The 23,503-nt window shown below is 58.7% G+C and carries 22 protein-coding genes and 1 other RNA gene; 14 read left to right on the top strand and 9 right to left on the bottom strand.

Annotated features, from left to right (window positions below; all coding sequences use genetic code 11):
* Window positions 1-104: 104 nt before the first annotated feature.
* Together HKD40_RS15220 and HKD40_RS15215 are read left to right on the top strand one after the other, a co-directional pair.
* Window positions 105-863: a cytochrome c oxidase assembly protein gene (locus tag HKD40_RS15220; protein WP_169196641.1), complete on the top strand. Its 759-nt coding sequence runs from the start codon at window positions 105-107 to the stop codon at window positions 861-863.
* The gene (locus HKD40_RS15215) at window positions 853-1,365 is read left to right on the top strand and encodes a CopD family protein (protein ID WP_248306092.1); all 513 of its coding nucleotides are present in this window, start codon (window positions 853-855) and stop codon (window positions 1,363-1,365) included. Before HKD40_RS15220 ends, HKD40_RS15215 begins: the two co-directional genes overlap by 11 nt.
* On the opposite strand, the gene HKD40_RS15210 is transcribed toward HKD40_RS15215, so the two are convergent.
* On the bottom strand, window positions 1,346-1,903 hold the full coding sequence (locus HKD40_RS15210; protein ID WP_169196640.1) for a DUF2231 domain-containing protein: 558 nt from the start codon (window positions 1,901-1,903) through the stop codon (window positions 1,346-1,348). The genes HKD40_RS15215 and HKD40_RS15210 overlap by 20 nt on opposite strands.
* A gap of 42 nt (window positions 1,904-1,945) precedes the next feature.
* Between HKD40_RS15210 and coxB the strand changes: the two genes are divergently transcribed.
* The 3 genes from coxB to HKD40_RS15195 are packed head-to-tail and all read left to right on the top strand — an operon-like array spanning window position 1,946 to window position 5,384.
* A complete protein-coding gene (gene coxB, locus HKD40_RS15205) occupies window positions 1,946-2,575 on the top strand; it encodes a cytochrome c oxidase subunit II (protein WP_248306551.1) in 630 nt (209 codons plus the stop codon).
* Window positions 2,572-5,073: a cytochrome c oxidase subunit I gene (gene ctaD / locus HKD40_RS15200; RefSeq protein ID WP_169196638.1), complete on the top strand. Its 2,502-nt coding sequence runs from the start codon at window positions 2,572-2,574 to the stop codon at window positions 5,071-5,073. Before coxB ends, ctaD begins: the two co-directional genes overlap by 4 nt.
* Window positions 5,073-5,384, top strand: coding sequence for a hypothetical protein (locus tag HKD40_RS15195; protein WP_169196637.1), 312 nt, complete (start codon window positions 5,073-5,075; stop codon window positions 5,382-5,384). Before ctaD ends, HKD40_RS15195 begins: the two co-directional genes overlap by 1 nt.
* A gap of 62 nt (window positions 5,385-5,446) precedes the next feature.
* Here the strand turns inward: HKD40_RS15195 and HKD40_RS15190 are convergent, their stop codons facing one another.
* The gene (locus HKD40_RS15190) at window positions 5,447-5,836 is read right to left on the bottom strand and encodes a PRC-barrel domain-containing protein (RefSeq protein WP_169196636.1); all 390 of its coding nucleotides are present in this window, start codon (window positions 5,834-5,836) and stop codon (window positions 5,447-5,449) included.
* 327 nt (window positions 5,837-6,163) lie between these two features.
* On the opposite strand from HKD40_RS15190, the gene HKD40_RS15185 reads away from it, so the two are divergent.
* Both HKD40_RS15185 and HKD40_RS15180 read left to right on the top strand, forming a co-directional pair.
* Window positions 6,164-6,799 carry a LuxR C-terminal-related transcriptional regulator gene (locus HKD40_RS15185; protein WP_169196635.1) on the top strand — a complete coding sequence of 212 codons (636 nt, stop codon included), beginning with the start codon at window positions 6,164-6,166 and terminating at the stop codon, window positions 6,797-6,799.
* Window positions 6,800-6,862: 63 nt separating this feature from the next.
* A complete protein-coding gene (locus tag HKD40_RS15180) occupies window positions 6,863-7,216 on the top strand; it encodes a VOC family protein (protein ID WP_169196634.1) in 354 nt (117 codons plus the stop codon).
* A gap of 297 nt (window positions 7,217-7,513) precedes the next feature.
* Here HKD40_RS15180 and hemA read toward each other — a convergent pair whose 3' ends face one another.
* Window positions 7,514-8,794: a 5-aminolevulinate synthase gene (gene hemA / locus HKD40_RS15175; protein ID WP_169196633.1), complete on the bottom strand. Its 1,281-nt coding sequence runs from the start codon at window positions 8,792-8,794 to the stop codon at window positions 7,514-7,516.
* Window positions 8,795-9,147: 353 nt separating this feature from the next.
* Here hemA and HKD40_RS15170 point away from each other — a divergent pair, with 353 nt between their 5' ends.
* Window positions 9,148-9,915: an SDR family oxidoreductase gene (locus HKD40_RS15170; protein ID WP_169196632.1), complete on the top strand. Its 768-nt coding sequence runs from the start codon at window positions 9,148-9,150 to the stop codon at window positions 9,913-9,915.
* A gap of 108 nt (window positions 9,916-10,023) precedes the next feature.
* Window positions 10,024-10,689, top strand: a complete 666-nt coding sequence (locus HKD40_RS15165) for an OmpA family protein (RefSeq protein ID WP_169196631.1) — start codon at window positions 10,024-10,026, stop codon at window positions 10,687-10,689.
* A 51-nt stretch (window positions 10,690-10,740) separates the two neighbouring features.
* On the opposite strand, the gene HKD40_RS15160 is transcribed toward HKD40_RS15165, so the two are convergent.
* Together HKD40_RS15160 and mscL are read right to left on the bottom strand one after the other, a co-directional pair.
* Entirely contained in the window at window positions 10,741-11,046 is a 306-nt protein-coding gene (locus tag HKD40_RS15160; protein WP_169196630.1) for a hypothetical protein, read from the bottom strand.
* A gap of 133 nt (window positions 11,047-11,179) precedes the next feature.
* Complete coding sequence (gene mscL, locus HKD40_RS15155; protein WP_169196629.1) at window positions 11,180-11,617, bottom strand: large conductance mechanosensitive channel protein MscL; 438 nt, start codon at window positions 11,615-11,617, stop codon at window positions 11,180-11,182.
* A 25-nt stretch (window positions 11,618-11,642) separates the two neighbouring features.
* Between mscL and HKD40_RS15150 the strand changes: the two genes are divergently transcribed.
* Entirely contained in the window at window positions 11,643-13,388 is a 1,746-nt protein-coding gene (locus HKD40_RS15150) for a PAS-domain containing protein (protein WP_169196628.1), read from the top strand.
* Between the two features lie 54 nt (window positions 13,389-13,442).
* Here HKD40_RS15150 and HKD40_RS15145 read toward each other — a convergent pair whose 3' ends face one another.
* The 3 genes from HKD40_RS15145 to HKD40_RS15135 form a co-directional block, all read right to left on the bottom strand.
* Window positions 13,443-15,851, bottom strand: coding sequence for a membrane-bound PQQ-dependent dehydrogenase, glucose/quinate/shikimate family (locus HKD40_RS15145; RefSeq protein WP_169196627.1), 2,409 nt, complete (start codon window positions 15,849-15,851; stop codon window positions 13,443-13,445).
* Between the two features lie 295 nt (window positions 15,852-16,146).
* Window positions 16,147-17,607 (bottom strand): Si-specific NAD(P)(+) transhydrogenase, encoded by a 1,461-nt coding sequence (gene sthA / locus HKD40_RS15140; protein ID WP_169196626.1) that lies wholly within the window; start codon window positions 17,605-17,607, stop codon window positions 16,147-16,149.
* A gap of 29 nt (window positions 17,608-17,636) precedes the next feature.
* Window positions 17,637-18,482: an LOG family protein gene (locus tag HKD40_RS15135; protein ID WP_248306091.1), complete on the bottom strand. Its 846-nt coding sequence runs from the start codon at window positions 18,480-18,482 to the stop codon at window positions 17,637-17,639.
* A 167-nt stretch (window positions 18,483-18,649) separates the two neighbouring features.
* Between HKD40_RS15135 and HKD40_RS15130 the strand changes: the two genes are divergently transcribed.
* Window positions 18,650-19,402: a M15 family metallopeptidase gene (locus HKD40_RS15130; RefSeq protein ID WP_169196624.1), complete on the top strand. Its 753-nt coding sequence runs from the start codon at window positions 18,650-18,652 to the stop codon at window positions 19,400-19,402.
* On the opposite strand, the gene HKD40_RS15125 is transcribed toward HKD40_RS15130, so the two are convergent.
* Window positions 19,399-21,015, bottom strand: a complete 1,617-nt coding sequence (locus HKD40_RS15125) for an FAD/NAD(P)-binding protein (RefSeq protein ID WP_169196623.1) — start codon at window positions 21,013-21,015, stop codon at window positions 19,399-19,401. The genes HKD40_RS15130 and HKD40_RS15125 overlap by 4 nt on opposite strands.
* 117 nt (window positions 21,016-21,132) lie before the next feature.
* On the opposite strand from HKD40_RS15125, the gene ffs reads away from it, so the two are divergent.
* From ffs to HKD40_RS15110, 3 genes are all read left to right on the top strand, one after another.
* Window positions 21,133-21,231: signal recognition particle sRNA small type (gene ffs, locus HKD40_RS15120), an RNA gene on the top strand.
* Window positions 21,232-21,359: 128 nt separating this feature from the next.
* Window positions 21,360-23,129: a DNA polymerase III subunit gamma/tau gene (locus HKD40_RS15115; RefSeq protein WP_169196622.1), complete on the top strand. Its 1,770-nt coding sequence runs from the start codon at window positions 21,360-21,362 to the stop codon at window positions 23,127-23,129.
* Window positions 23,126-23,449: a YbaB/EbfC family nucleoid-associated protein gene (locus HKD40_RS15110; protein WP_169196621.1), complete on the top strand. Its 324-nt coding sequence runs from the start codon at window positions 23,126-23,128 to the stop codon at window positions 23,447-23,449. The genes HKD40_RS15115 and HKD40_RS15110 overlap by 4 nt, the downstream gene beginning before the upstream one ends.
* The last annotated feature ends 54 nt before the right edge of the window (window positions 23,450-23,503 follow it).

The raw sequence follows: 23,503 nt of genomic DNA, 5'->3' as shown, positions 1-23,503 counted from the left end.
GGAACGGACCTTGGAGTGCTGCGTTGATTTCGTGATGGGCTGAGCATGGGGCGACCCGGCATGCGCTTGCCTATCGGTACCGCAGCTCTGTTCCCTCGAGGTCCATGCCCCAGCCGACAGACTACGACCTGTCCTATTGCGGCCCCGCGCCCACACTCGCCGATCTGGCGACCCGCTGGGACTTTGAGCCGTTACTTCTCACCGCCCTCGCCCTTGTCGCCCTCGCGGGCTGGCATTTTCTTAAGCATCAGCCTCGCGCGCAAATGAGGGCCTTCTGGGGTGCGTGGTCGGTCGCGGCTCTACTCTTTATCTCCCCGCTGTGTGCACTCACCGTGGCCCTCGTCTCGGCCCGTGTTAGCCACCACATCCTCCTCACCATGCTCGTTGCGCCCATGCTGGCCTTAGCTCTGCCAATACGGCTGGGGCAGGCCATACCAGCTCTCGCAACACTCATCCTCGCCACCATCACACTCTGGTTCTGGCATTGGCCTGATCTTTACACTGCGGCATTCGCCCACCCGGCCGTCTACTGGGCCATGCAGGCGACCTTTCTGGGCAGTTATACTGCGCTCTGGCTCGTGCTTTTACGCAGCCCAAACATTTTCGCCGCAGGCCTCACCGCCTTGGCCGCCGCCATTCAAATGGGGTTTTTGGGTGCTCTTTTGGTCTTCGCGCCAACCCCACTCTACGCACCGCATTTGGCAACGAGCTTTGCCTTCGGCTTAACGCCGCTCGAGGATCAGCAACTAGCGGGGCTCATCATGTGGGTTCCAGCCAATCTACCGCTCCTAGGCGTTGCCGTTTGGCGGCTTGTGGCACTCCTCGCCCCCGCCACCCAGCACGGGCGCGCCGATGGGCAGTGATCTCCTGCTCATCTGGCTCAAGTTCGCCCATGTCGGCTCCATTGCCCTATGGTCCGCCGGGCTCATCTGCCTGCCCGTGCTTTATGCGCAACGCAAAGCCCTCGTCGACGAGCCGCTCCACCGCCTCCACAACTTCACGCGCCTTTTCTATATCGCGCTGGTTTCGCCAGCCGCCTTCGTCGCCATAGGTTCGGGCACGGCGCTGATCATCCTTCAGGGGACCTATGAAAATTGGTTCTCGGCCAAACTTTTTGCCGTTTCCATCATGACCGGCATCCACATTTTCACCGGTCTCACCATTCTCAAGCTTTTCGAGCCGAATAAATCCTATCCTCTTTGGCGCATGGTTTTCGTCATCACCCTGACGGTGATCGTCATCCTCGCCATTCTCACCCTTGTTCTGGGCAAGCCGCGCCTTGAGTGGCCCGAATTTTTCATCACCCACTTCAGCCCCGGCAAGCTTCGTGAAATCGCCTCAGACCTCACTGGCGGGTGGAAATGACGGTGCCGATGCCATGATCAAACACCAGCTTGCCCCCGTGCCACCCGGCAAAACCCGCAGCCATGGCGCTGAGCAGCGACAGCATCAGTCCGCCGGGCAAAACCGTCTCGGGGTTGGTGATGCGCAGCCCGGCATTGGCGGCGACAATGGCCAGCATGACCATGGCGGCGATGGCGTGGTTCCAGCTGGCAACACGCACCCGAATGCCCGGCACGGCCAGCAATTCGAGCGTGCCAACGATTGCCGCGAGCACACCGAAAACAAAGGCCGCACCCGCCGCCCACATGCCAACTTCCAGCCAAAACGGATTGGCCGACCACCAGTAGAAAATATCGACGCCCAGCGTTGCCATGACGAAGGCGATAGGGAAATGCACCAGCATGGCGTGGATGGGGTGTCCCGCCACCGCAATGGCCGAACTAATGTCCTTGTCAGCCACTTGGCGAATTTGCGGATTGGGATGATCCGAATGGGCCTCGGGGGGCGCTTCTTCGCGCTCGATTTCCCGCTCTTCCGCCTGCCGCGTGTTCTCGCCCATCACGTCCCCTCCAAACTCGTTGCTCTTGGAGCAACGTCGCTGGTGCTAGCCGGTTGCACAGGCGAGCTCTCTACCCTCGACCCTGCAGGTCCGCGCGCCGAAAATCTGGCAGCGCTGTGGTGGGTGATGTTCTATGGCGCAGCCATACTCTTTGTTTTGGTTTTAGCGCTCTTTGCGCTGGTCTATCTGCGGCCCCATTGGGCGCAAAAGATTAGCCCACGCCAATGGATCATCGGTGGCGGTCTCATTCTGCCTATTCCGGTCCTGACAGTCCTCACCGGCACGGCGCTTTTTCTCGGCGAGCAATTGCTGCCAAAAGGCGATGCGCCCCTCGTCATTGGCGTCGAGGCGCAGCAATGGGCTTGGACAATATCCTATCCCGCAGCCCCCAATATGCCCGAGAGCTCGACCCTCCACATTCCTTCCGGCGTGCCCGTTGATTTGGAGATCACCTCAAGGGACGTGATCCACAGTTTCTGGATCCCCCGCCTCGGCGGCAAGATCGACGCTATTCCCGGCAAGACCAATCGCTTCCGCATCGAGGCCAGCAAGCCCGGCGTCTATTGGGGCACCTGCGCCGAATATTGCGGCATCGGTCATGACACCATGCAAATGCGCGTCGAGGCCCACACGCCCGAAGACTTCGCCGAACTGATGGAGACTGCGCCATGAGCGATCAGCCCCTATCGCCCATTGCCCTACACAAAGCACTTGATCGCATCTGGCGCACGCCACCCGGCTGGGGGCGCCTGTCCAGCGTCAATCACACCATTTTGGGCAAGCGCTTCATGGTTTTGGCGCTGGTGTTTTTCGCCATCGGTGGCCTGCTCTCCATGCTCATTCGCGCGCAGTTGGCGACGCCCAATAGCGCTTTTATCGGCCCCGAAATCTACAATCAGATTTTCACCATGCATGGCGTGGTGATGATGTTCCTCTTCGCCATTCCCATGTTTGAGGGCTTCGCCATCTACATGCTGCCCAAGCTCTTGGGTGCCCGCGATCTCGCCTTCCCGCGCATGACCGCCTATGGCTACTGGTGCTATCTGTTCGGCGGCAGCATTTTGATCATCGCGCTCCTCGTCGGCGCGGCTCCCGACAGCGGCTGGTTCATGTATACCCCGCTCTCCTCCAAGCCCTTTACCCCCGGCATCAATGCCGATGTCTGGCTCTTGGGCATCACCTTTGTCGAAATTTCCGCCGTCACCGCCGCTGTCGAGATTTTCGTCACCATTCTCAAAATGCGCGCGCCAGGGATGTCCCTCACCCGCATGCCGCTCTTTGCTTGGTATATGCTGGTCACGGCCGGCATGATGATCATCGGCTTTCCGCCATTGATCCTCGGCTCCATACTTTTGGAGCTCGAACGCGCGTTCGGTCTGCCCTTCTTTGACCCCACACGCGGCGGCGATCCGCTTCTCTGGCAACACCTCTTCTGGCTCTTCGGCCACCCCGAGGTTTACATCATCTTCCTGCCCGCAGCCGGGGCCATCTCGACCATGATCCCGGTCTTTGCCCAGCAACCAATCCTGGGCTATCGCGCCATTATCGCTGCGATTGTCGCCATGGGTTTTTTGTCATTTGGTCTGTGGGTGCACCACATGTTCACCGTGGGCATTCCGCATTTGGCCCTTGCCTTCTTCTCGGCAGCCAGCGCGCTCGTCGCCATTCCCACCGCGGTGCAAATCTTTGCGTGGCTTGGCACATTGGCATCAGGAAAGCCACGCTGGGACGTGCCGATGCTTTACATCTTCGGCTTCTTTTTCGTCTTTGTGTGTGGCGGGCTCACCGGCGTCATGCTGGCCATGGTCCCCTTCAACACGCAGGCGCATGACACCTATTTCGTCGTCGCCCATCTCCATTATGTGCTGGTGGGTGGCTTCGTCTTCCCCATGCTCGCCGCGCTCTACTATTGGCTTCCTCACATCAGCGGTCGACAGAGCCTTTATAAGCTCTCGATCCCGGCCTTCTGGCTGATCTTTATCGGCTTCAACCTCACCTTCTTTCTGATGCACCTCACCGGCCTCATGGGCATGCCGCGTCGCATCTCCACCTATCCCTCAAACTGGGGCTGGGATTGGCTCAATCTCTTGAGTTCGGTCGGTGGTTTCATTCTCACCATGGGCTTTGCCCTCGTCCTTGCCGACCTCATCTTGCAGATGAAACTTGGCCGCCGCTTCGGCCGCGATCCGTGGCGGGCGGCAACGCTGGAATGGGCAACCCCCACCCCGCCACCGAGCTATAATTTCGCCTCTCTCCCCCATATCGAGAGCCGAGCTGACCAAGTACTACCCGCGCTCATCGGGCCACGCCTTGCCGCAGGCGAAGGCTATCTCGGCTTTGCCCGCAACAATGAGCAGGAGACCCTCGCCGTTGACATGGTGACGGGCGCGGTCGAGCATCTCGTCATCCTGCCGCAAAATTCCTCCCTCCCCCTGTGGACCGCCCTCGCCACCGGCACATTCTTTGTGTCCTTCCTCTTTGGGCTCTATTGGTTCGCCCCATTTGGCGCACTGCTCACCATCGCCCTCTTCTTCTGCTGGACCCATCGCCTGGGTCGACAGCACGATACCGGCCCCGTCGATATCGGCCGCGGCGTCTCTGTTGTCCGCGATGGGGAAAGCCCTTGGAACCTCACGGTGCTCGCCAACCGCACAGCACTCGCGGTCGATAGCACGCTCTATGCCTCGCTGCTGTTCGGCGGGCTTTTCCTTCTCACCATCGCCCCCGCGTGGGATCGGTTGACGCCTATCGCCCTGCCCTCTGTCGCGCTTGTCGCGGCGGCCCTCGCCTCTGGCCTTGCAATCCTATGCGTGTTCTGGAGCCGCCGCTCGAACGCACAAAACACCTCCATAGCCCTGCCCCTGATCGGCGCGCTGTTCCTCCAACTTGCCACGATCATTGCCTTGCTTGCCCTAATGCTCGCGGTGCCGAACCCAACAGAGCACGCCCGCAATGCCACCATGTTGGTCACTTTGGGCTACGCTGCCATTCACGCGGGCGTCGCTGCCCTCATCACGGGCCATGCGCTCTGGCGCGCCGCCCGAGGCTATGTCTCCGCCGCTCGCGCCACCGATGTCACGCTTGCCTGGCTTTGGACCGCCTATGCCTTCGGCGCACTCATTCTCGCCCTCGCCATGACCTATGGCCTCTCTCTCTTTGGACGGCCGTGATGATCCGCAACCAGAGGCCGCTGTTTCTGCTCATCGCAGGCTTCACCGTTTGGGCGCTGGCCTTCATCGCGCTTTACGCCATTCAGGCGTTGGGCTGCGTATACAATTGGGGTGGCGCGCATCGCGCCATGCTCATTGCCGCCTATGCCATTTCTGTTCTGGCCTTAACGGCAATGGCTCTGCTCACGCCCAAACTCACAGACCCATCAATGCCAACACTGTCCCAATCCGCCATTTGGGCCAATTGGGCAGCGCTGTTCTCCGGCGTCTTGGTGTTCTTGCCCGTCACCTTCGCCAGCACTTGTGTGTAGCTACACAAAGAGAAAGCCCCCTCAGTGAAGAGGAGGCTTTCCTTACAAACTTCTGCGGCTGGTTAGATCCAGTACGGCGTCACACCATAGTAGTCGTAGATACGACGACCGTTGTTTTCCTGCCAGAACGCTTCTTCATCGTCGCTGTAGCGCGGCGCGCCTTCCAGCTGGTCCTTGCTGATATCAACGCGATAGCCGCCAAGGCTTTCATCGTATTTCAGCTTGTCCCATGGCAGCGGGTAGTGGTCCTCACCGAGGCCCAAAAAACCGCCAAAACTCAGCACGGCATAGGAAACCTTACCGCTGCGCTTTTCGATCAAGAGACGGTTGACCGCGCCGATATGTTCTCCAGCAAGGTCGTAAACCTTGGTGCCTTCAACCTTGTCGGAGGCGATGAGGTCATGGGTTTCCTTAACGTCGACGGTAGCGACGCGGGCGTCATCATAGGCCATTTTCGATGCTCCTTCTTGTGTTGCGATGAAGGTCTAACGGCTCAACACCCGAGAGGTTTCCTCAGATAACGGAGCTGTTACTCGCGCAGCACACAGAAGAACTTAAGATTTCATTCCTAGGAATGATGTCTTTTTACTTGCAAATCCTAAAGAATAAAAATAGCATAATCGCAGTCGCACTTAAGTACTACCCCTATCGGACGGCGCGACTGCTTAGTGCAAACTACAGTTCACGGATGAGTGATGAGGCACGTTGGCCAGAGACCTCTGGGCAGCGCACGATCTTCCTCGTCATGTCCACGACGTACTCAGATGATGAGGGTTTGGATGACGACGCAACCGTACTACCACGCCTATCTCAACCGCGACCGGCTCGTGCATATCGTGGACAGCGATCCCGGCACCTGTGAAGCGCTGAGCGTGCTCTTTCGTTTGGAGGGCTTCCAAACCGTCTTCTCGCTCGACATAAGCAGTTTCCAACAGGTGCTCGAACGGCGACGCGTCGATGTGATGGTCGTCAATCTCGAGCTTGGCGCGGATAATGGTCTTTCCGTCCTCCGCCGCGTGAAGATGCAGCACATGGGCGCCACCGTCATCATGCTGGCCGACCGACCGCATGTTGATCTCGCCGTTACGGCCATGAAAATGGGCGCGACCGACGTCATCACCAAGCCCATCGATACCGAGCACCTGCTCTCCGTCGTCCGTGAGGCCTTGCGCAAAGACATTCACGTCGGGGCCATGCAGGCGGGCGGACGCAGCGTTGAGGTGCGCGGGTTCTCTCAGCTTACCCCGCGTGAGCGTGAGGTGTTGCAGCTCATCACCGATGGTCAATCCAACAAGGAAGCCGGGCGCGAGCTAGGCATTTCCCCACGCACGGTTGAAGTGCATCGCGCCCGCGTCATGGAAAAGCTCGGCGCGCGCAACACCGCCGACCTCATGCGCATCGTATTAACCAGCTGAACAATGCCTGATGACAGAAGCCGGACTGCGTGATGGTATGGCTTCATCACAGGAGGACTGCTCATGGCTCGGGTCACAGGAATTGGCGGCGTCTTTTTTCGCGCAAAAGATCCCGATGCCCTATCGGACTGGTACGAAACCAATTTGGGCATCTCCCAGTTCTGGCAACAAGAGGGTGGCCCCACCGTCTTCGCGCCTTACGAGCTGACCAGCACCTATTTCGACCAGAACAAACCGTTCATGCTCAATTTCCGTGTCGATGATCTTGATGGCGTCATCGCCGCCCTTGAGAGCAATGATATTGTAGTCGAGCGCCGTGAAGAATGGGACAGCCCGGACACGGGTCGCTTCGCGCGTATCGTTGACCCCGAAGGCAATCCGATCGAGCTGTGGGAACCCATCCCGGCGCTGCGCTAGCGCCAAACAAAAAGCGCGCGACCGAAGTCGACGCGCTTTTAGAGCGGCACCGAAGTGCCAGCAGGTGCCCCCTGCGGCGAAATTCTGTGCCCGAGGACAAGAATTCCCTGGCCGTCATAAACGACAGTCTGACCGGCTTGGCAAGGCCGATAACCGCTGTTTGATCGCCCAAAATTTCTTACAATTGAACCGACCGGGACAAAACCCAACACAAACCAGATCTTGCGGTAAAGACGCGTGGCCCAAATAAAAAGGGACGCATCGCTGCGTCCCCTTCATCATTCCTGGACCTAATCCTTAGCCGCCAAGGTTAGGCAGCGTCAGATCGCCCGAGGTCAGTTTATTGGCCGTGATTGCCGTCTCTGGCTTGCCCAGCGGCAGCTCAAGCGCCTTCCACACCGACACCAATGCATCGCGCAGCTCAAGGATCATTTCCTCCGAGTGCAGCGGCGTTGGGGTGATGCGCAGACGCTCAGTACCCTTGGGAACAGTCGGGTAGTTGATCGGCTGAATATAGATATTGTGCTTTTCCAGCATCATGTCGCTTGCCGCCTTCACAGCGCGCGCATCGCCGACGATGACCGGCACGATATGGGTCGGCGTTTCCATGACCGGCAGACCGGCTTCCGCCAGAATGCGCTTGGTCATGGCTGCCTGACGCTGATGGGCCGCGCGTTCTTCACCATTGCCCTTGAGGTGCTCAATTGAGGCGCGAGCCGCAGCGCACAGCGCTGGTGGGAGCGAGGTGGTGAAAATGAACTCAGCCGCATAGGAGCGAACCGCGTCGATGATCGCCTTATTGGCCGCAATATAGCCGCCCATGACGCCATAGCCCTTAGCCAGCGTGCCTTCGATAACGTCGATGCGTTCCATCAGATTGTCGCGGTCGGCAATGCCACCGCCGCGCGGGCCATACATGCCAACGGCGTGGACTTCGTCGATATAGGTCAGCGCGCCAAATTCGTCCGCGAGATCGCAGATCTCGGCGATCGGGGCAATGTCACCATCCATCGAATAGACAGATTCAAACACGATCAGCTTGGGACGCTTGCGGTCCACTTGGCTGAGCAGTTCGCGCAAATGCGCTACGTCATTGTGGCGGAAAATCTTCTTTTCCATGCCCGACTGACGCACGCCCTGGATCATCGAGGCGTGGTTGAGCTGATCGGAGAAGATCACGCAATCGGGCAAAAGCCGCGCAATGGTCGAGATCGAGGCTTCGTTCGAGACAAAGCCGGAAGTGAAGACGAGGGCGCTTTCCTTGCGGTGCAGGTCGGCGAGCGAACGCTCAAGCTCAACCAGCGGGCGATTGGTGCCCGAAATATTGCGCGTGCCACCAGCACCAACGCCCATCTTGCCGGCAGTTTCCTGCATCGCAGTCACGACTTTTTCGTGCTGACCCATGCCGAGGTAATCGTTGGAGCACCAGATGGTGATTTCGCGGGCGTTGTCGCTGTCGTCACGGTAGATGGCGCGCGGGAATTGCCCAGCAATGCGCTCAAGGTCAGCAAACACACGATAGCGTTTCTCTGCCCGCAGCGTGTCCACTGCATCTTCAAAAATACCGCGATAGTCCATTGGGGCCGTTCCTTTGCGCATGCGCTGGGTCGGGGCAACGCCTCGCCAGGCACCGTAAGATGTAGTTATTCTTCGCTCCGCCGCATTGATATGGGTCAATTCGACGCGCTCGCAGTGGGCCCTCCTGACACCAACCGCGCCATAAAAGCTATACTCATTCTAAAGTGGGCTGCTCCAAAATCAACATCTATAGCGCTTCTGTGAACCGGAAATAGTGTAACGCGCAGGCGCTGCCCGCCGTTGCGTGGTTCCCTTATAATCCATCACAGTTGCCGACTTGGCCTGCACAATGTCACAAGAGCTCTCAGCTTTTCAGGCAGGAGAAAAGCACTCAGCCGCTGCGGAGGACATTTATGGAGCAGGCGCATTATCCCAGTTTACGGGACCAAGCTGTTGTTATTTCGGGAGGCGCGTCTGGGATTGGCGAAGCGCTGGTGCGCAATTTCGCACGCCAAGGGGCAAAGGTTGGATTTGTCGACATCGCCCAAGCGCAGGGAGAGGCGCTCGCGACGGCGCTAACCGCCGAAGGTCACACGGTTAAATTCATCGCGTGTGACATCACCGACACCACCGCCTACCAAGCCGCTATTGCCGATCTGGCCCAGCTTCATGGCGATGCGCGCGTGCTAGTCAACAATGCCGGTCATGACCAGCGCCACGACTGGCGTGAGGTGACGCCGGAGTATTGGGACGACCGCATGGCGGTAAACCTCAAGCATTTCTTCTTCGCCATTCAGGCCGTCGCCCCCGGCATGAAGCGGGCGGGCGGCGGCTCGATCATCAATTTCGGCTCGATCAGCTGGATGATCCTGACCCCCGGCATTCCCGTTTATGAAACGGCCAAGGCAGCCATTCATGGCCTGACACGCGCCATGGCCCGCGAGTTGGGCCGCGATGCCATTCGCGTTAATTCGCTGGTTCCCGGTGCTGTCGTCACCCAACGCCAGCTCGAACTTTGGCTGACGCCAGAGGATCTTGCGTCGATCCAAGCCCAACAAGCACTCAACGGCCGGGTCATGCCAGACGACTGCGCGCGCATGGCGCTATTCCTCGCCGCTGAGGACAGTCGCATGATTTCGGGTCAGCAGTTTCTCGTCGATGGCGGTTGGGCCCACACCTAGGCGCAAGAGCCCGTTCATCACGGGTTCAGCCGCCTTCACTCATCTTTCACGCTCCTGCCTTATTCACAGAACAAAAGTCCACTCCGGAATCCTTTTGGGGGAATCACCATGAAGTCCAAGGTCCTCGTCGTGCTCGCGGCAACGCTTGCTCTGACAGCCTGCACGACGACTGATCCGTTCACCGGACAGGGTAAGCTTTCGAACACTGCTGGCGGCGGCCTTTTGGGCGCGGGTGGCGGTGCTATTGCTGGCGCGCTTGTTGGCGTTGCCGTTGGTGGCGATCCTCGCGTTGGCGCGTTGATCGGTGCTGGCGTTGGCGGCCTGACCGGCGCAGCAATCGGCAATTACATGGATCAGCAAGAAGCTGAACTGCGTGCGCAGCTGCAGGGCACCGGCGTTTCGGTCACCCGCGTTGGCGACCAGATCATCCTCAACATGCCTGCCAACATCACTTTCGCGACCGATCAGTCGACGGTTCAGCCGCAGTTCAACCAGACGTTGGTCTCGGTTGGTCTTGTGCTGCGCAAGTTCGAAAAGACCATCGTCGACGTATACGGCCACACCGACTCCACCGGCTCGAACGAGCACAATCTCTCGCTCAGCCAGCGTCGCGCGGTTTCCGTCGCCACCATTCTGTCGAGCCAGGGCGTCAATCAGGGTCGCTTCTATATCGAGGGCAAGGGTTCGGCATCGCCAATCGCCTCGAACGCAACCGAAAGCGGTCGCGCGCAGAACCGCCGCGTCGAAATTCAGCTTTCGCCAATTCGCGGCTAAGCACTGCTTTAGCGATAGACGATTTGAAACGCGGCTTTCGGGCCGCGTTTTTTATTGCGGAGCGGGTGCCGTTGCCGGTGTCTCAACCACAGGCGCCGATGTTGGGCTGCCCGGTTGCATATCCGTGCCCGGCGCGCCTGAGAAAACCTGCAACACGGCCAAAATGCCAATGATCACCGCGAGAGCAATCAAGCCATAAAGCGCCCAGTTGGTTGGTCCGGTCGCACCGACACTGGCTTCGATACCATCAGCCGCCTTGATCGGCGTTGCTGGCTCCAACTCGATCCGCGAGGCATTTTCGTCGAGCACATAGTCCACCCGAGCATCGGCTGGTTCTGGTTTGCGGGGGTCGACCATCATTGTCTCCTCAGTTGGTGCTGAGGCCCTTCAATGCTTGGTGCCAATGCCGGTTCCGCGCCTTGCCCAACCCGCCCAACAAAAAAGGCCGGCGAAACGCCGACCTTTCCGATTAAAATGTAATCGACCGAACTTAGTTTTTGGCGCGCAATGCGTCGCGAATTTCGGTGAGCAAGACCTGTTCAGCGCTTGGCGCTGGAGTGGATTCAACTGGCTCCTTGGCCGCGTCGCGCTTGAGCGCATTGATGCCCTTCACAACCATGAACAGCACAAAGGCGATGATGGTGAACTTCACCACCGCATTGATAAACAGGCCGATGTTGAGCGTGGCAATGCCCGCTTCCTTGGCAGCAGTGATCGATGGCACCGCGATATTATTGGGGTTCGACAAGACGATAAACAGGTTCGAAAAGTCGATACCGCCGATGATCAGACCGATCAGAGGCATAAACACGTCGTCGACGATCGATGAGACGATGGCGCCGAAGGCAGCACCGATAATCACACCGATGGCGAGATCGATCATGTTGCCCTTAATGGCAAAGTCGCGGAATTCCTTGAATACGCTCATGGCAAACCCTCTGAAATGACCGCTAATGGCGGTTGTTCTGGCCTATTCCGCCAGCATTGCCGAGGTTTTGTCGCTATTGCAATGGGCAGAATGGCGACTTGTGAACTTGATGTGCGCAGCTGATAAGGAAGCCACACTGATCGCTGTTCCAAGACCATTGGCTCCCATGACTGCTCGCTCTACCAACCTCGATACTGCCCTGCACCTTGCCATGGATCACATTCCGCAAGGCGTTGCTGTGTTTGATAGCGCGCTCAAGCTGACCTTCTCTAACCAGCGCTACAATTCCATGCTGTCGCTGCCTCCGGCACTGACCGAGGCTGGCGTACCGTTGGAGGACATTGTGCTGTTCTTGGCCAAGCGCGGCGACTTCGGGCCCGGCGACGCCAAAACCCGCGCCCAAGACCGTATCGCGCTGCTCACCTCGCAGCCGCAGACCGTCACCCAGCGCATGACCAGTTTTGGTCAGACCATGGAGTTTTATACGGCCCGCCTGCCTGAGGGCGGGATGGCCATCAGTTTTTCTGACGTGACCGCTCGCATCAGCGCTGAGCAGCAATATGAGCAGATCAACCAGACCCTCGAAAAGCGCGTTGAAGATCGCACTGCCGCGCTCAAGCAGGTCAATCTTGAGCTCGAAAAAGCCCGCCACAAGGCCGATGCTGCTAACCACGACAAGACGCGCTTTCTCGCAGCCGCCAGTCACGATCTACTGCAGCCGCTCAATGCCGCCCGCCTCTACACCTCGACCCTGATCGAGCGCGCCAAAACCACTGATTTCGCTGAGCTGGCCAATTCCATTGAAGCCTCGCTCACCGCCGTTGAAGACATTATGTCGGCGCTCCTCGATATCTCCCGCATTGATAGCGGGGCGCTTCACCTCGCGCCGACCCAATTGGCCGCGCAGGACATTTTGAAAAAGATCGAGGTCGAGTTCGCCCCCATGGCGCGCGAACGCTCGATCTCGCTGCGCATTGTCAAAACCAAAGCCACGGTTTTGGCCGACCGCTCCATCGTTGGCCGCATCGTGCAAAATCTGGTGTCCAACGCCATCAAATACACCCCGGTCGGAGGCAAGGTTCTGGTCGGTCTGCGCCGTCGCGGCAATCGCTGGCGCATTGATGTCATCGACACCGGCATCGGCTTTAACAAGGATCAGTTCAAGCTCGTCTTCGCCGAGTTCTCACGGCTAGAAAAGGGCGCGCGCATGGCCCAGGGCTTGGGTCTCGGCCTCTCCATCGTCCAGCGCCTCGTCACCGCCGCCGATCTCACTCTGGAGCTCGACAGCAAGGAAGGTCGCGGCTCGCGCTTTTCCATCTATCTGCCGGTTGCGCGCCCCTTGCGCGGCACCATCAGTCTCAAGCGCGAGACCCCGGAAGCCACCATCGGCGTGCTGAACCTAAAAGTTCTCTGCGTCGACAATGAACGCGACATTATCGAAGCCATGGAAGGCCTTCTTACAAATTGGGGCTGTGAAGTCCGCTCCGCCCTGTCGCTCAAGCAGATCGACAAGGAGGGGCTCTTAGAGGGCTGGTACCCTGATCTCGTGCTGATGGATTACCACCTCGACCAAACCTCCGGGCTCGACGCGATCGAATGGCTGCGCCACAATCTCGGCGGCCACTTGCCCGCTGCGCTTGTCACCGCCGACCGCAGCCCGCAGGTCCGCGCCATTGCCGAAGAGCGCGGCATTGCCGTGGTAACCAAGCCCGTCAAACCCGCAGCGCTGCGCGCGACGATTTCCAATCTCGGTAATCAACGCAGCCACTAAAACGAAAAGGCCGGGCACAAGCACCCGGCCTTCTTATGTCATGGGTTGGCGTTCTTAGCTTGGCAGCTTGAACGAGACCATCTTGGTCGAGTAGCGCGATTGGATCGCACCCTGACCACCGGCCATGATAGTGATGTATTGTTCGCCATCGAGCGTGTAGCTGATTGGCGCGCCACCAGCGGCTGGCAGTTCATACTGCCAAACAACTTCACCGGTCTTGAGGTCATAGGCACGGAAGATGTTGTCCGAAGCCGCCGAGATGAAGCCCAGACCACCAGCGGTAATCATCGAGCCGCCGTGTGTTGGTGTGCCCATTGGCAGTTCAAACGGCACCTTGATGCCCAATGCGCCCTGGCCCTTGGACGAACCAAAGGTGTTGCTCCACAACAGCTTGCCGGTGTTGAGGTCAACAGCACTGATATAGCCATATGGCGGATCAATGCACGGCACGCCAAGCGCGGTGAGCCAGAACTGCGGGAAGGCTGCGTAAGGCACGAACTTTTGCGCGACGACGCCCCCCACTTCGCGCGGGTCACCCCATTCGCCCTGAGGCTCAATGCCCATCCCGTCAGCCGTTTCGCGGTCGAGCAGCTTGATGTAGCTGGCAAAACGGTTGTTGTTGACCAGCATGACGCCATTGATCGGATCGACCGAGACGCCGCCCCAGTTGATCGAGCCAAACGTGCTCGGCGACTGGATCGAAGGGGTCAGACCCGGAGGGGTATTATTGCCTTCGTAGCGCGCCTGCTTGAACATGATGCGGCAGTAGAGCTGATCGAAAGGCGATACGCCCCACATATCCGCTTCCGTCAGATCTGCGCCACGGAAGGACGGCAGTGCGTTGGAATAGGGCTGGGTTGGGGAGATACGTTCTTCCGGCACACCGCCGGTCTGCGGCATTGGGGTTTCGGTCACGTCAAAGATCGGCTCGCCGGTCTTACGATCGAGAACGAAAACTTCACCAGCCTTGGTCGCCTGGATCAGAGCCTGACGCAGAGCGCCGCTGGAATCTGGCAGATCGATCAGTGTCGGTGGGGACGCAATGTCATGGTCCCAAATGTCGTGATGCTTGGTCTGGAAGGACCACTGAACACGACCAGTGGTCGCGTCGAGCGCCACAACCGAAGAGCTGTACTTGTCGTCAAACTCACGACGCTGGGCGCCGTAGAAGTCTGGGGTCGCATTGCCGGTCGGCAGGTAGACAAGACCGAGCTTTTCGTCCGCTGCGGCCGGAGCCCAGCTGTTCGGCGTTGCAACGGTAAAGCTTTCGCCATTTGGTGGCTGGCCCGGTTCATCGGGACGGCCCATGTCCCAAGCCCAGGACATATCACCCGTTACCGCGTCAAAGGCGCGGATAACGCCAGAAGCTTCGCCCCAGTACTGACCGTCAGTCACCCAACCGCCAACAACCACCTTGCCACGAACAAAGGTCGGAGCGGAGGTGACCTTGTAGTAACCGCCGATGATCTTGCCTTCATGGTCTTCCATGCCAACGAGCAGGTCGACAAAACCGGCATTGCCGAAGTCCGAACAGGCCTCGCCGGTCTTGGCGTCAAGCGCCACAAGCTTGGCAGAACCGGTGCCGGCGATAATACGCTCAGCGCATTCGCCGCTCAGGCCCGGGGCCTTGTAATAGGTCACGCCACGGCAGGTGCTGCCATGACCTTCAGAGGCGTCAAAAGTCCAGTTTTCAGCGCCAGTGCGCGCATCGAGGCTGAACAGTTCGCTATTGCCGTTACAGATATAAATCGTGTCATCGATCTTGATCGGCATAGCGTTGTTGGCCGGACGCTTGCCAACCGGCATTTCCCAAGCCACTTGCAGCTTGGAGACGTTCGAGAGGTTGATCTGGTCAAGCGGCGAATATTTCTGCTGGCCCTGATCGCCACCAAAATATGGCCAGTCTTCGCCAGTCTGCCCGGAGGCCGCGCCACCATTGGCTGCAACAGGGAATGCCCCCATGCCGGTCTGGAACCTTGGGTCCTGCGGCAGGTTCGGCGCATTCACAGCAAAGAGCCCTGCGCCAAGACCAACCGAAACCACAGTACCAGCAGCAATCAGGCCTGCGGCCCCCGCTGGAACGCGGGCGGCAAAGCCCAGCTTGCCCTTAAGCGCGGTCTGCGCCCAAGGCATCAGCAGCCAAATCCCAAAGGCAACTGGGATCAGCAGGCGTGGCATCAGTGCCCACCAATCAAAGCCCACTTCCCACAAGGCCCAAATGACCGAAAGGGCAAGAGCGCCGCCGAAAATCCACGCGCCGAGACGCTTTCCGTGGAACAGATAATGGGCCGCGACGACGAACAATGCGCCTGCGACCACGTAATAAATCGAGCCACCCAGGCTCGAGAGGTAAGCACCAGCGCCGACATAGATCAGCCCGATGACGCCCAGCACAACAGCGAAGAGCCACATCAGGCCCTTCGCAACGATGTGCGGCTTGTGCTCCGCACCCTGATCAACCATTGAAGTTCACTCCCATAAGCCTTGCGTCCACGGTCTTGGCGCTTGGTCTTTTGCCGTAGGCTTGGCTTTCTGGGAGGCACGAATGTGCACGCAATTGCACACCAACGCTTGCCGCGTTTTCGTGAAATTACCCTCCCAGAGCCATGGGTCGCCCCATGCCTAGTCGCAATGGAGTATCGAAAAATTGTGTCCTAGGCAACAATGTCGCAGGGACAAGTATACATGTGCCCAATCCGTCACATTGACGGCTGGATTGAAGCCACCCTCCTGCACCTCGTTTAGCCGTTAGAGGCGCTTAATTGGCATTGTCCGGATTGGCCTCAGGTGTGGGCGTCGCCTTGTCGGCCACGGGTGCCACTGGCACCACTTGTGGCATGCGGTTCCACGCATCGAGCGCGGCGATCTTATAGGCCTCCGCCAGCGTCGGATAATTGAAGGTGGCCTCGACCAGATAATCGAGCGGCGCCCCCAGATTGATCACCGCCTGCCCGATGTGGATCAGCTCGGTCGCCCCTTCGCCCACAATATGAACGCCCAGAAGCTTGCGGTTTTCGAGCGAAACAATGAGCTTCATCATGCCCGATTGCAGCCCCATGATGTGCCCGCGCGAGGTTTCGCGGAAACGAGCTATGCCGCATTCATAGGGGATCTTTTGCTCGCGCACCTGCGCTTCGGTTAGGCCAACCGTTGAGATTTCTGGCACGGCATAAATGCCATAGGGAAAGCTCTCCTGCTTCTTGGGCACTTGCGCTTTAAAGGCGTGCAAGGCCGCGAGTCGCCCCTGCTCCATCGAAGTTGAAGCGAGCGCGGGAAAGCCAATGACATCGCCCGCGGCATAAATATGGGGCACCTGAGTTTGCAGCGTATCGGGATTAACCGCCAGCCGCCCGCGGCTATCCGGCACGACACCACAGCTTTCGAGCCCCAGATCCGCCGTCGCCCCGACCCGCCCGGCTGCATAAAGCAACATGTCCGAGCGCACTTGTCGCCCATCGCCCAGCGTTGCCACCGCCTGCCCCATATTGTCCTTTTCCACCTTGGTCACAGGCGAACCGAGACGCATAGCGACGCCGCGCTGGCGCAGGTCATGGGTAAACTCTTCGATGATCTCGCGATCAATAAAGTCCAAGAAGTTTTCGCGCGGCTCGACAATGGTCACAGGTACGTCGAGCGCCGAGAAAATCGTGGCATATTCAATGCCGATCACCCCGGCCCCGACAACAGTGAGACTGCGCGGCACGCGAATTTCGCTGACCATTGCGTCACTATCGACAATGGTGTGGTGATCAAATTCGATATTGGCCGGACGATAGGGGGCCGTGCCCACCGCAATCACCGCAAAATCAAACCCATAACGATGATCTTCGCCGTCGTGATCAGTGACCACAATGGTGTGCTCATCGGCAAACCGGGCGATACCACCGAACGTGCGTACGCCATTGCGGGCAAACTGATGCTCGAGCACTTCGATTTCATAATCGAGCGTTTTGCGCAGACGCGCCGTCAAATCTTTGCCGTCGATCTCTTTCTTGACGCGGTAAGACATGCCGTAAAAGCCGCGCTCACGCCAACCGGAGAGATTGAGTACCGTCTCGCGCAGCGTCTTGGAGGGAATAGTGCCCGTATGCACGGACACGCCCCCCAACCTCAGCCGATTTTCCACCACCAGCACAGAGCGCCCTAGCTTTGCAGCTTGGATCGCAGCGCGACGCCCTGCGGGACCGGAACCAATGACGACAAGATCAAACTTTTCCACGGCGCGTCCTGTGCTGATGGGGAGGAGATTTAAGTCGGTTGAGGCAGATTGTAGTGTTGGCAGACGACGGCCCAGCCCTCCTCGGCAGTATCAACCACCGTGAATAAGTCTGGGTCGGATGGCGAAATCGTCCCGGCTTCGGCCAGGGCCTCAAGGTTGATCACCTTGGTCCAAAACTCGCGCCCGAACAGCAGCACGGGCACTTTGTCCATCCGGCCGGTCTGGATGAGCGTCAGGGTTTCAAAGAACTCATCTAGCGTCCCGAACCCACCGGGAAACACGGCCACCGCCTTGGCGCGCAGCAGGAAGTGAATTTTGCGCGTGGCGAAATAGTGGAAGTTGAACGCCAGTTCTGGCGTCACATAGGTGTTCGGCGCTTGCTCATGCGGCAAAACGATATTGAGCCCGATTGAGGGTGCGCCAACATCGTCAGCGCCGCGATTGCCCGCCTCCATGACGCCCGGACCACCGCCCGTCGTCACCACAAATTCCTTGTAGTCGAGCGTTGCTGCGGTCTTGGACGCGAGCTGAGCAAAATGGCGCGCTTCCTCGTAATAGCGCGAGGCGGCCTCAAGGTTCTTCTTCTGCACCTCGTTCTTAGCGGCCCATGCCGGCTTGCCCGGCTCAGGAATACGCGCCCCGCCGAACAAGACCACGGTGGAGTTGATCCCCTGTTCGCGCAGTCGCCATTCTGGCTTGAGGTATTCCAGTTGGAAGCGAATGCCCCGCGTGTCTTCAGACGTCATGAATTCGTCGTCGGCAAAGGCCAGACGATAGGTCGGACTACGCGTTTGAGCGGTATCGGGGGCCTTGCGCGAGGCTGCAATATCCTCGCTGGAGGTGCGTAAAGGCGTCGGATGGCGGCGTTTGGCCAAGAGAGATTTCCTCTTTGGGTTCGTCAGACTACAATCTGAGTGGATAGACGCGTCAATCAGCATGAGCAAGGCGATTTGAAGCCAAAAGAGACCCCGTTATTACCGAAGGCTCAACCGAGTTCATGCAAGGTATTCAAAGCACATAATATCTGAGAATTATTATACAAATGCACCGAAAATCTATTTCTCTTTTCCTCCTCTCAAGCATTGTCTCTACGTCTTCCTTTGCCAACGAAGCACTGCCAAAAGACTTCGTCTACCTCTCCCAATATGCCCCCGAAATAGCTCAAGACATGCGTTATGCTGGCGCGCATAACTTTGCCGGCCGCCCAATCACCGGCTATCAAGCGCCCGAGTGCATTCTCACCCAACAGGCTGCCGCTGCGCTGAAGGCCGCCGCCGCCGAGCTGGCCACCGAAAACCTCGCCATCCGGGTTTATGATTGCTATCGCCCGGCGCAGGCCGTTGCCGATTTCGCCTCTTGGGCCCGCGACATTGATGATCTGGCCATGCAAGGCGAATTTTACGTGCGCGTTGCTAAGTCCACGCTGTTTGACCTCGGCTATATCGCCGAAAAATCCGGCCACAGTCGCGGCAGCACGGTCGATCTCACCATCCAGTCGCTCGATGGCGCTCCATCCATGCCCTATACGCCCGAGCAGCCCCTTGTCGATTGCATCCTCCCAGAGCGCTTTGACGATGGCGTTTTGGACTTCGGTTCCGGCTATGATTGCTTTGACGAGATGTCCCACCACGGCGCATCGGGCATTTCAGAGCTTGCCACCGCCAATCGTGACAAACTCAAAACCTTGCTCGAACGCCACGGCTTCAAACCCTATGCCGAAGAATGGTGGCACTACACGCTCGCGAACGAACCTTTCCCCGACACCTATTTCGATTTCCCCGTCACCGCGCCTTAACGTGCAGCATAGGCTGGCCGACGGCGTTTCTGACTGTCCAAGCCAGCCTCTGCGCTTTGCGCGATAGCCTTGGCAATAGTCTCGCCAATGTCGTCGGACACCACAATGCCCTGCGCAAAAGGCCGCTCGTGCATCAAGTAGGGGATCGCGGCGAGATAGAGCCGACGATGATCCTTGACCGGGCTCAGAAGCGAATAATCCTCCGCCACCTGCGGAACATCCTGCCCAACCGCGAGCAATTCCTTGCGCAGCGTCGGGAATTTCAGATGCCCGGTTTCCAGCGCCTTTTGCCCGCGCGCATCGATGAAAACCGCAAACTCCAGCGTCTCGCTGTCGGTTACAATCGTCGTCCCGTGTTCGCCGTGGTCGAGCTGGTAGTCCTCGCCCAAAGCGACCACCTCCAACACCCCTGCGTCCCGCAGGGCCAGAAGGCGTCGTATGGATTCCGAGGGGACTGCCGCATAGTTATCGATAAAGACCCGCTTGAGCCCTTGGGCAAACCGCTCGGCTTCAGCTTCCGAAAACTCAGGCACCAGCGTCTCAACTTTCTCGTGCATCCGTAAAAGCGCATAGCGCCACGCCACCGTGACGCGGTTCTGCTTATTGCGTTCCACTTCAGCCAGGTTTTCGCGCGCCCAGCGAAACGGGTCCGCCGCGAGACGTTGGGCAAAATAAGCGTCAGCGAAACTGTCGGCCGTCAGGTCAACCAGCCCAATCGCACTTGCATAGCCCGGGTCTGCCTCCCCCAGCTCCTGCGCAAACAAGGCAAAGGCGTCGTCGAGCACGTGCTCGCTATGCGCACATTCTTCCAGCGCAGCTGGGGTCAAAAACCGCAAATCCTCATAGGGAATGGGGCAATAAAAATCCGCCTCCGGCAAAATCCCATGGCGCGACATCAGCGTGATGCGCAGGGGCGAGCCCTCATTGAGCTCAAAGCGCAACACGTCCTCATCCCGGATAAAACGCCCGTGCTGGGTCACCACCGCCATGGCCGCATCAATGGACGACAGTGAGGTCCCCATAATGCCGACGCGGACGGCGGGAATGTCAGCACTCAACAAACCCGACCAAGGGTTCGGAAAATAACCATCCGAAAGATCATCGTCGGGCTCAAACTCATGCCCTGTCGCAACCACGACCCGCTCAAAAGGCCCAAATCTTTGGCCCTCTCCCGCGACGAGATAAAACAGCCCCTCGTCCCGTTCGACATCGATAATTTCCGTGTTTTCCGAAACACTCACCAGAATGCCCCGGTCCTCGGCCGTTTCGACGAGCTTCAGAAATTGGTGACGAAAGAACCGCCCCAGCAACACGCGTGGCGTAAACGCCCGATCATCAAGCGCAACCGGATCAACGCCATAATCGCGCAAAACCTCGTGTGGCAGCGACCTCAGAAAGTCGAGATAGGTCATCTCAATGGCAGGAATTTCGATACTGGCGATATTGGCCAGCATGGTGCGATCGGCCGTCTGTGGCGAATAGGGCATGCCAACACCGGCCTCCCGCCCCTTTTCAAAAAGCGTGATGGCTCCCACACCGCCTGCGTCGACCAAATGCTTGAATGTATAAATCCCGGTCGGGCCCGTACCAATAATCGCAATATGCGGGGGCATTCATCTGCCTTGTCAAACCTCGTTTGATCTAAACCCTGCTGCGGCCGATTGGTTTCCGCTTGGGACGAAGTTGATCAACCCCTTGCATCTTCCGCGATTACTCCGCATATAGCGCTTCGGGAGGTTGGCGCGGACGTGTTCCTCGTCGATCGGGTCAGGTCCGGAAGGAAGCAGCCCAGGTGAGATCCTCACGGGTCGATGTCCAACCTCCTACTCACTTCTCTGTTCGTATCGAGCTTTTTCGTCCCCAATTGGCCAAGAGGCTTTTGCGGGATGGCTTTCCATGTCCTATGTTCAGAGAATGAACCAAGGCAGATTCCCCGATATGCGATTGGACGGGCTCAATGGCTGAAACCAAGACCTCGCCCTACCTCGTCCTCGCCCGCAAATATCGCCCCACCGATTTCTCGACCCTCGTGGGTCAAGACGCGATGGTGCAGACGCTGGGCAATGCCTTTGCGCAAAACCGTATCCACCACGCCTTCATCATGACGGGTGTGCGCGGCGTGGGCAAAACCACAACCGCGCGTATTCTGGCCCGCGCCTTCAATTATGAAGACGAGAACGGTCGCCACCCCCAGCTGGACCTCAGCAAAGAGGGCGTGCACTGCCGCGCGATTATTGAAGGCCGCCATGTCGACGTGATCGAAATGGACGCGGCCTCTAATACCGGCATTGGCGACATTCGTGAGATTATCGACTCGGTCAAATACGGCCCGAGCTCGGCTCCCTACAAAGTCTACGTCATCGACGAAGTGCACATGCTCTCGACAGCGGCCTTTAACGGGCTGCTGAAAACGCTCGAAGAGCCGCCGCCATACGTCAAATTCATTTTCGCGACGACGGAAATCCGCAAGGTTCCGATCACCATTCTGTCGCGCTGCCAGCGTTTCGATCTGCGCCGCATTCCGGCGGAGATCATGTCCGAGTATCTCGAGACTATTCTCGATAAGGAAGGCATCAGTTTCGAAACTGACGCTTTGGCTATGATCGTGCGCGCCGGCGAAGGCTCGGCTCGTGATAGTCTTTCCCTGCTCGATCAGGCGATCGCCCACGGCAATGGCACCGTCACCTCCTCGACCGTCAAAGCCATGCTTGGCCTTGGCGACCGCGCCCGCATCATTGATCTCTTCGAAGATTTGATGGGCGGTCGGATTGGCGAAGCCCTCACCACTTTGCGCGAGCTTTATGATCTCGGTGCCGATCCGCAGACCATGCTCTCGGACTTGGCGGAGTTCACCCATCTCGTCACCCGCATCAAAGTCGTCCCCGCCGCAGGCGAAGACGCCTCGCTGACGCCGGACGAGCGCAATCGCGGCCAAGACCTTGCCTCCCGTCTCACCATGCGCGCCCTCACCCGCGCTTGGCAGATCCTCTTTAAGGGTAATGAAGAAACCGGCCGCGCGGGCAATGCTTTGCAAGCGGCTGAGATGACCCTCATTCGCCTCGCTTACGCCGCAGACCTGCCAAGCCCAGATGAGGTGATCGCCAAGATCACGCAGGGCGGTTTCCCAGCTGGCAACGGTAACGGTGGTGGCGGCCAGTCCATGCCTCCGCGCATTCCAAGCGGCCCGTCTGGTTCTGGCGGCGGCGGCGCAACCGCCATGCGCGTCAATGCTCCGCAACTGGTCGCGCAGCAACCTATGGCGCAAGTTTCCACGCAACCGCGTGCTGAAGTCGCACCGGCCTTTGCTACCATCTCGAGCTATCGTGATATTATCTCCTTGGCCTCGGCAAAGCGCGATGTGCTGACCAAGCTCGCGCTCGAAAGCCAGATGCGTCCCGTGTCCTTTGAACAAGGCCGCATCGAGGTCGCTTTGGAACCGGGCGCAGACCCAGCGATTATCGGTACATTGTCTGCCCGCTTGCAGACATGGACCGGCCAGCGTTGGCTGGTCATGGTTTCGACCAAGGCGCCGGAAGGTCTGACCATCCGGCAAGAAGTTCAGAAGAAAAAAGATGCCGCAACCGCCGAGGCGCATGACGACCCGGTGGTCAAAGCGATCTTTGAAGCATTTCCGGGCGCAAAACTTGTGAACGTGACCGTGCGTGAAGACGCCGTTGTTGCAGAAGAAGAAGTAGCGCAAGCCCCACTCGAAGAGGACGACGAATGAAAGACATCATGGGAATGATGAAGGCCGCCAGTGAAATGAAGGCCAAGATGGAAACCATGCAGAACGAGCTCGCTGAGCTGGTTGTCGAAGGTCGCGCCGGCGGCGGCATGGTCACCGTTGCTCTTTCGGGCAAGGGCGAGATGAAGTCGATCAAGATCGACCCATCGCTGGCCAATCCTGCGGAAGTGGAAGTTCTCGAAGACCTCGTGTTGGCGGCGTTCAACGATGCGCGCGGCAAGAGCGAAGCGGAAACACAGCGCAAAATGGCTGAAGTCACCGCTGGCCTGCCCCTGCCTCCAGGCATGAAGCTGCCGTTCTAGGTCTCAATTATTCTCGGGCCATCATTGGCCCCACTGCGCCAGCCTTGTGCCCCT

Source organism: Devosia sp. MC1541 (assembly GCF_012847305.1).
In the GTDB taxonomy this organism is placed as follows: Bacteria; Pseudomonadota; Alphaproteobacteria; order Rhizobiales; family Devosiaceae; genus Devosia.
Note: the sequence above shows the minus strand (reverse complement) of the source record. Positions and strands in the feature narration are given on the sequence as shown.

Coding starts and splice junctions, on each gene's coding strand:
- HKD40_RS15220 (WP_169196641.1), top strand. CDS start 105: ATGCCCCAGCCGACAGACTACGACCTGTCCTATTGCGGCCCCGCGCCC.
- HKD40_RS15215 (WP_248306092.1), top strand. CDS start 853: ATGGGCAGTGATCTCCTGCTCATCTGGCTCAAGTTCGCCCATGTCGGC.
- HKD40_RS15210 (WP_169196640.1), bottom strand. CDS start 1,903: ATGGGCGAGAACACGCGGCAGGCGGAAGAGCGGGAAATCGAGCGCGAA.
- ctaD (WP_169196638.1), top strand. CDS start 2,572: ATGAGCGATCAGCCCCTATCGCCCATTGCCCTACACAAAGCACTTGAT.
- HKD40_RS15195 (WP_169196637.1), top strand. CDS start 5,073: ATGATCCGCAACCAGAGGCCGCTGTTTCTGCTCATCGCAGGCTTCACC.
- HKD40_RS15190 (WP_169196636.1), bottom strand. CDS start 5,836: ATGGCCTATGATGACGCCCGCGTCGCTACCGTCGACGTTAAGGAAACC.
- HKD40_RS15185 (WP_169196635.1), top strand. CDS start 6,164: ATGACGACGCAACCGTACTACCACGCCTATCTCAACCGCGACCGGCTC.
- HKD40_RS15180 (WP_169196634.1), top strand. CDS start 6,863: ATGGCTCGGGTCACAGGAATTGGCGGCGTCTTTTTTCGCGCAAAAGAT.
- hemA (WP_169196633.1), bottom strand. CDS start 8,794: ATGGACTATCGCGGTATTTTTGAAGATGCAGTGGACACGCTGCGGGCA.
- HKD40_RS15170 (WP_169196632.1), top strand. CDS start 9,148: ATGGAGCAGGCGCATTATCCCAGTTTACGGGACCAAGCTGTTGTTATT.
- HKD40_RS15165 (WP_169196631.1), top strand. CDS start 10,024: ATGAAGTCCAAGGTCCTCGTCGTGCTCGCGGCAACGCTTGCTCTGACA.
- HKD40_RS15160 (WP_169196630.1), bottom strand. CDS start 11,046: ATGGTCGACCCCCGCAAACCAGAACCAGCCGATGCTCGGGTGGACTAT.
- mscL (WP_169196629.1), bottom strand. CDS start 11,617: ATGAGCGTATTCAAGGAATTCCGCGACTTTGCCATTAAGGGCAACATG.
- HKD40_RS15150 (WP_169196628.1), top strand. CDS start 11,643: ATGGCGGTTGTTCTGGCCTATTCCGCCAGCATTGCCGAGGTTTTGTCG.
- HKD40_RS15145 (WP_169196627.1), bottom strand. CDS start 15,851: ATGGTTGATCAGGGTGCGGAGCACAAGCCGCACATCGTTGCGAAGGGC.
- HKD40_RS15130 (WP_169196624.1), top strand. CDS start 18,650: ATGCACCGAAAATCTATTTCTCTTTTCCTCCTCTCAAGCATTGTCTCT.
- HKD40_RS15125 (WP_169196623.1), bottom strand. CDS start 21,015: ATGCCCCCGCATATTGCGATTATTGGTACGGGCCCGACCGGGATTTAT.
- HKD40_RS15115 (WP_169196622.1), top strand. CDS start 21,360: ATGGCTGAAACCAAGACCTCGCCCTACCTCGTCCTCGCCCGCAAATAT.
- HKD40_RS15110 (WP_169196621.1), top strand. CDS start 23,126: ATGAAAGACATCATGGGAATGATGAAGGCCGCCAGTGAAATGAAGGCC.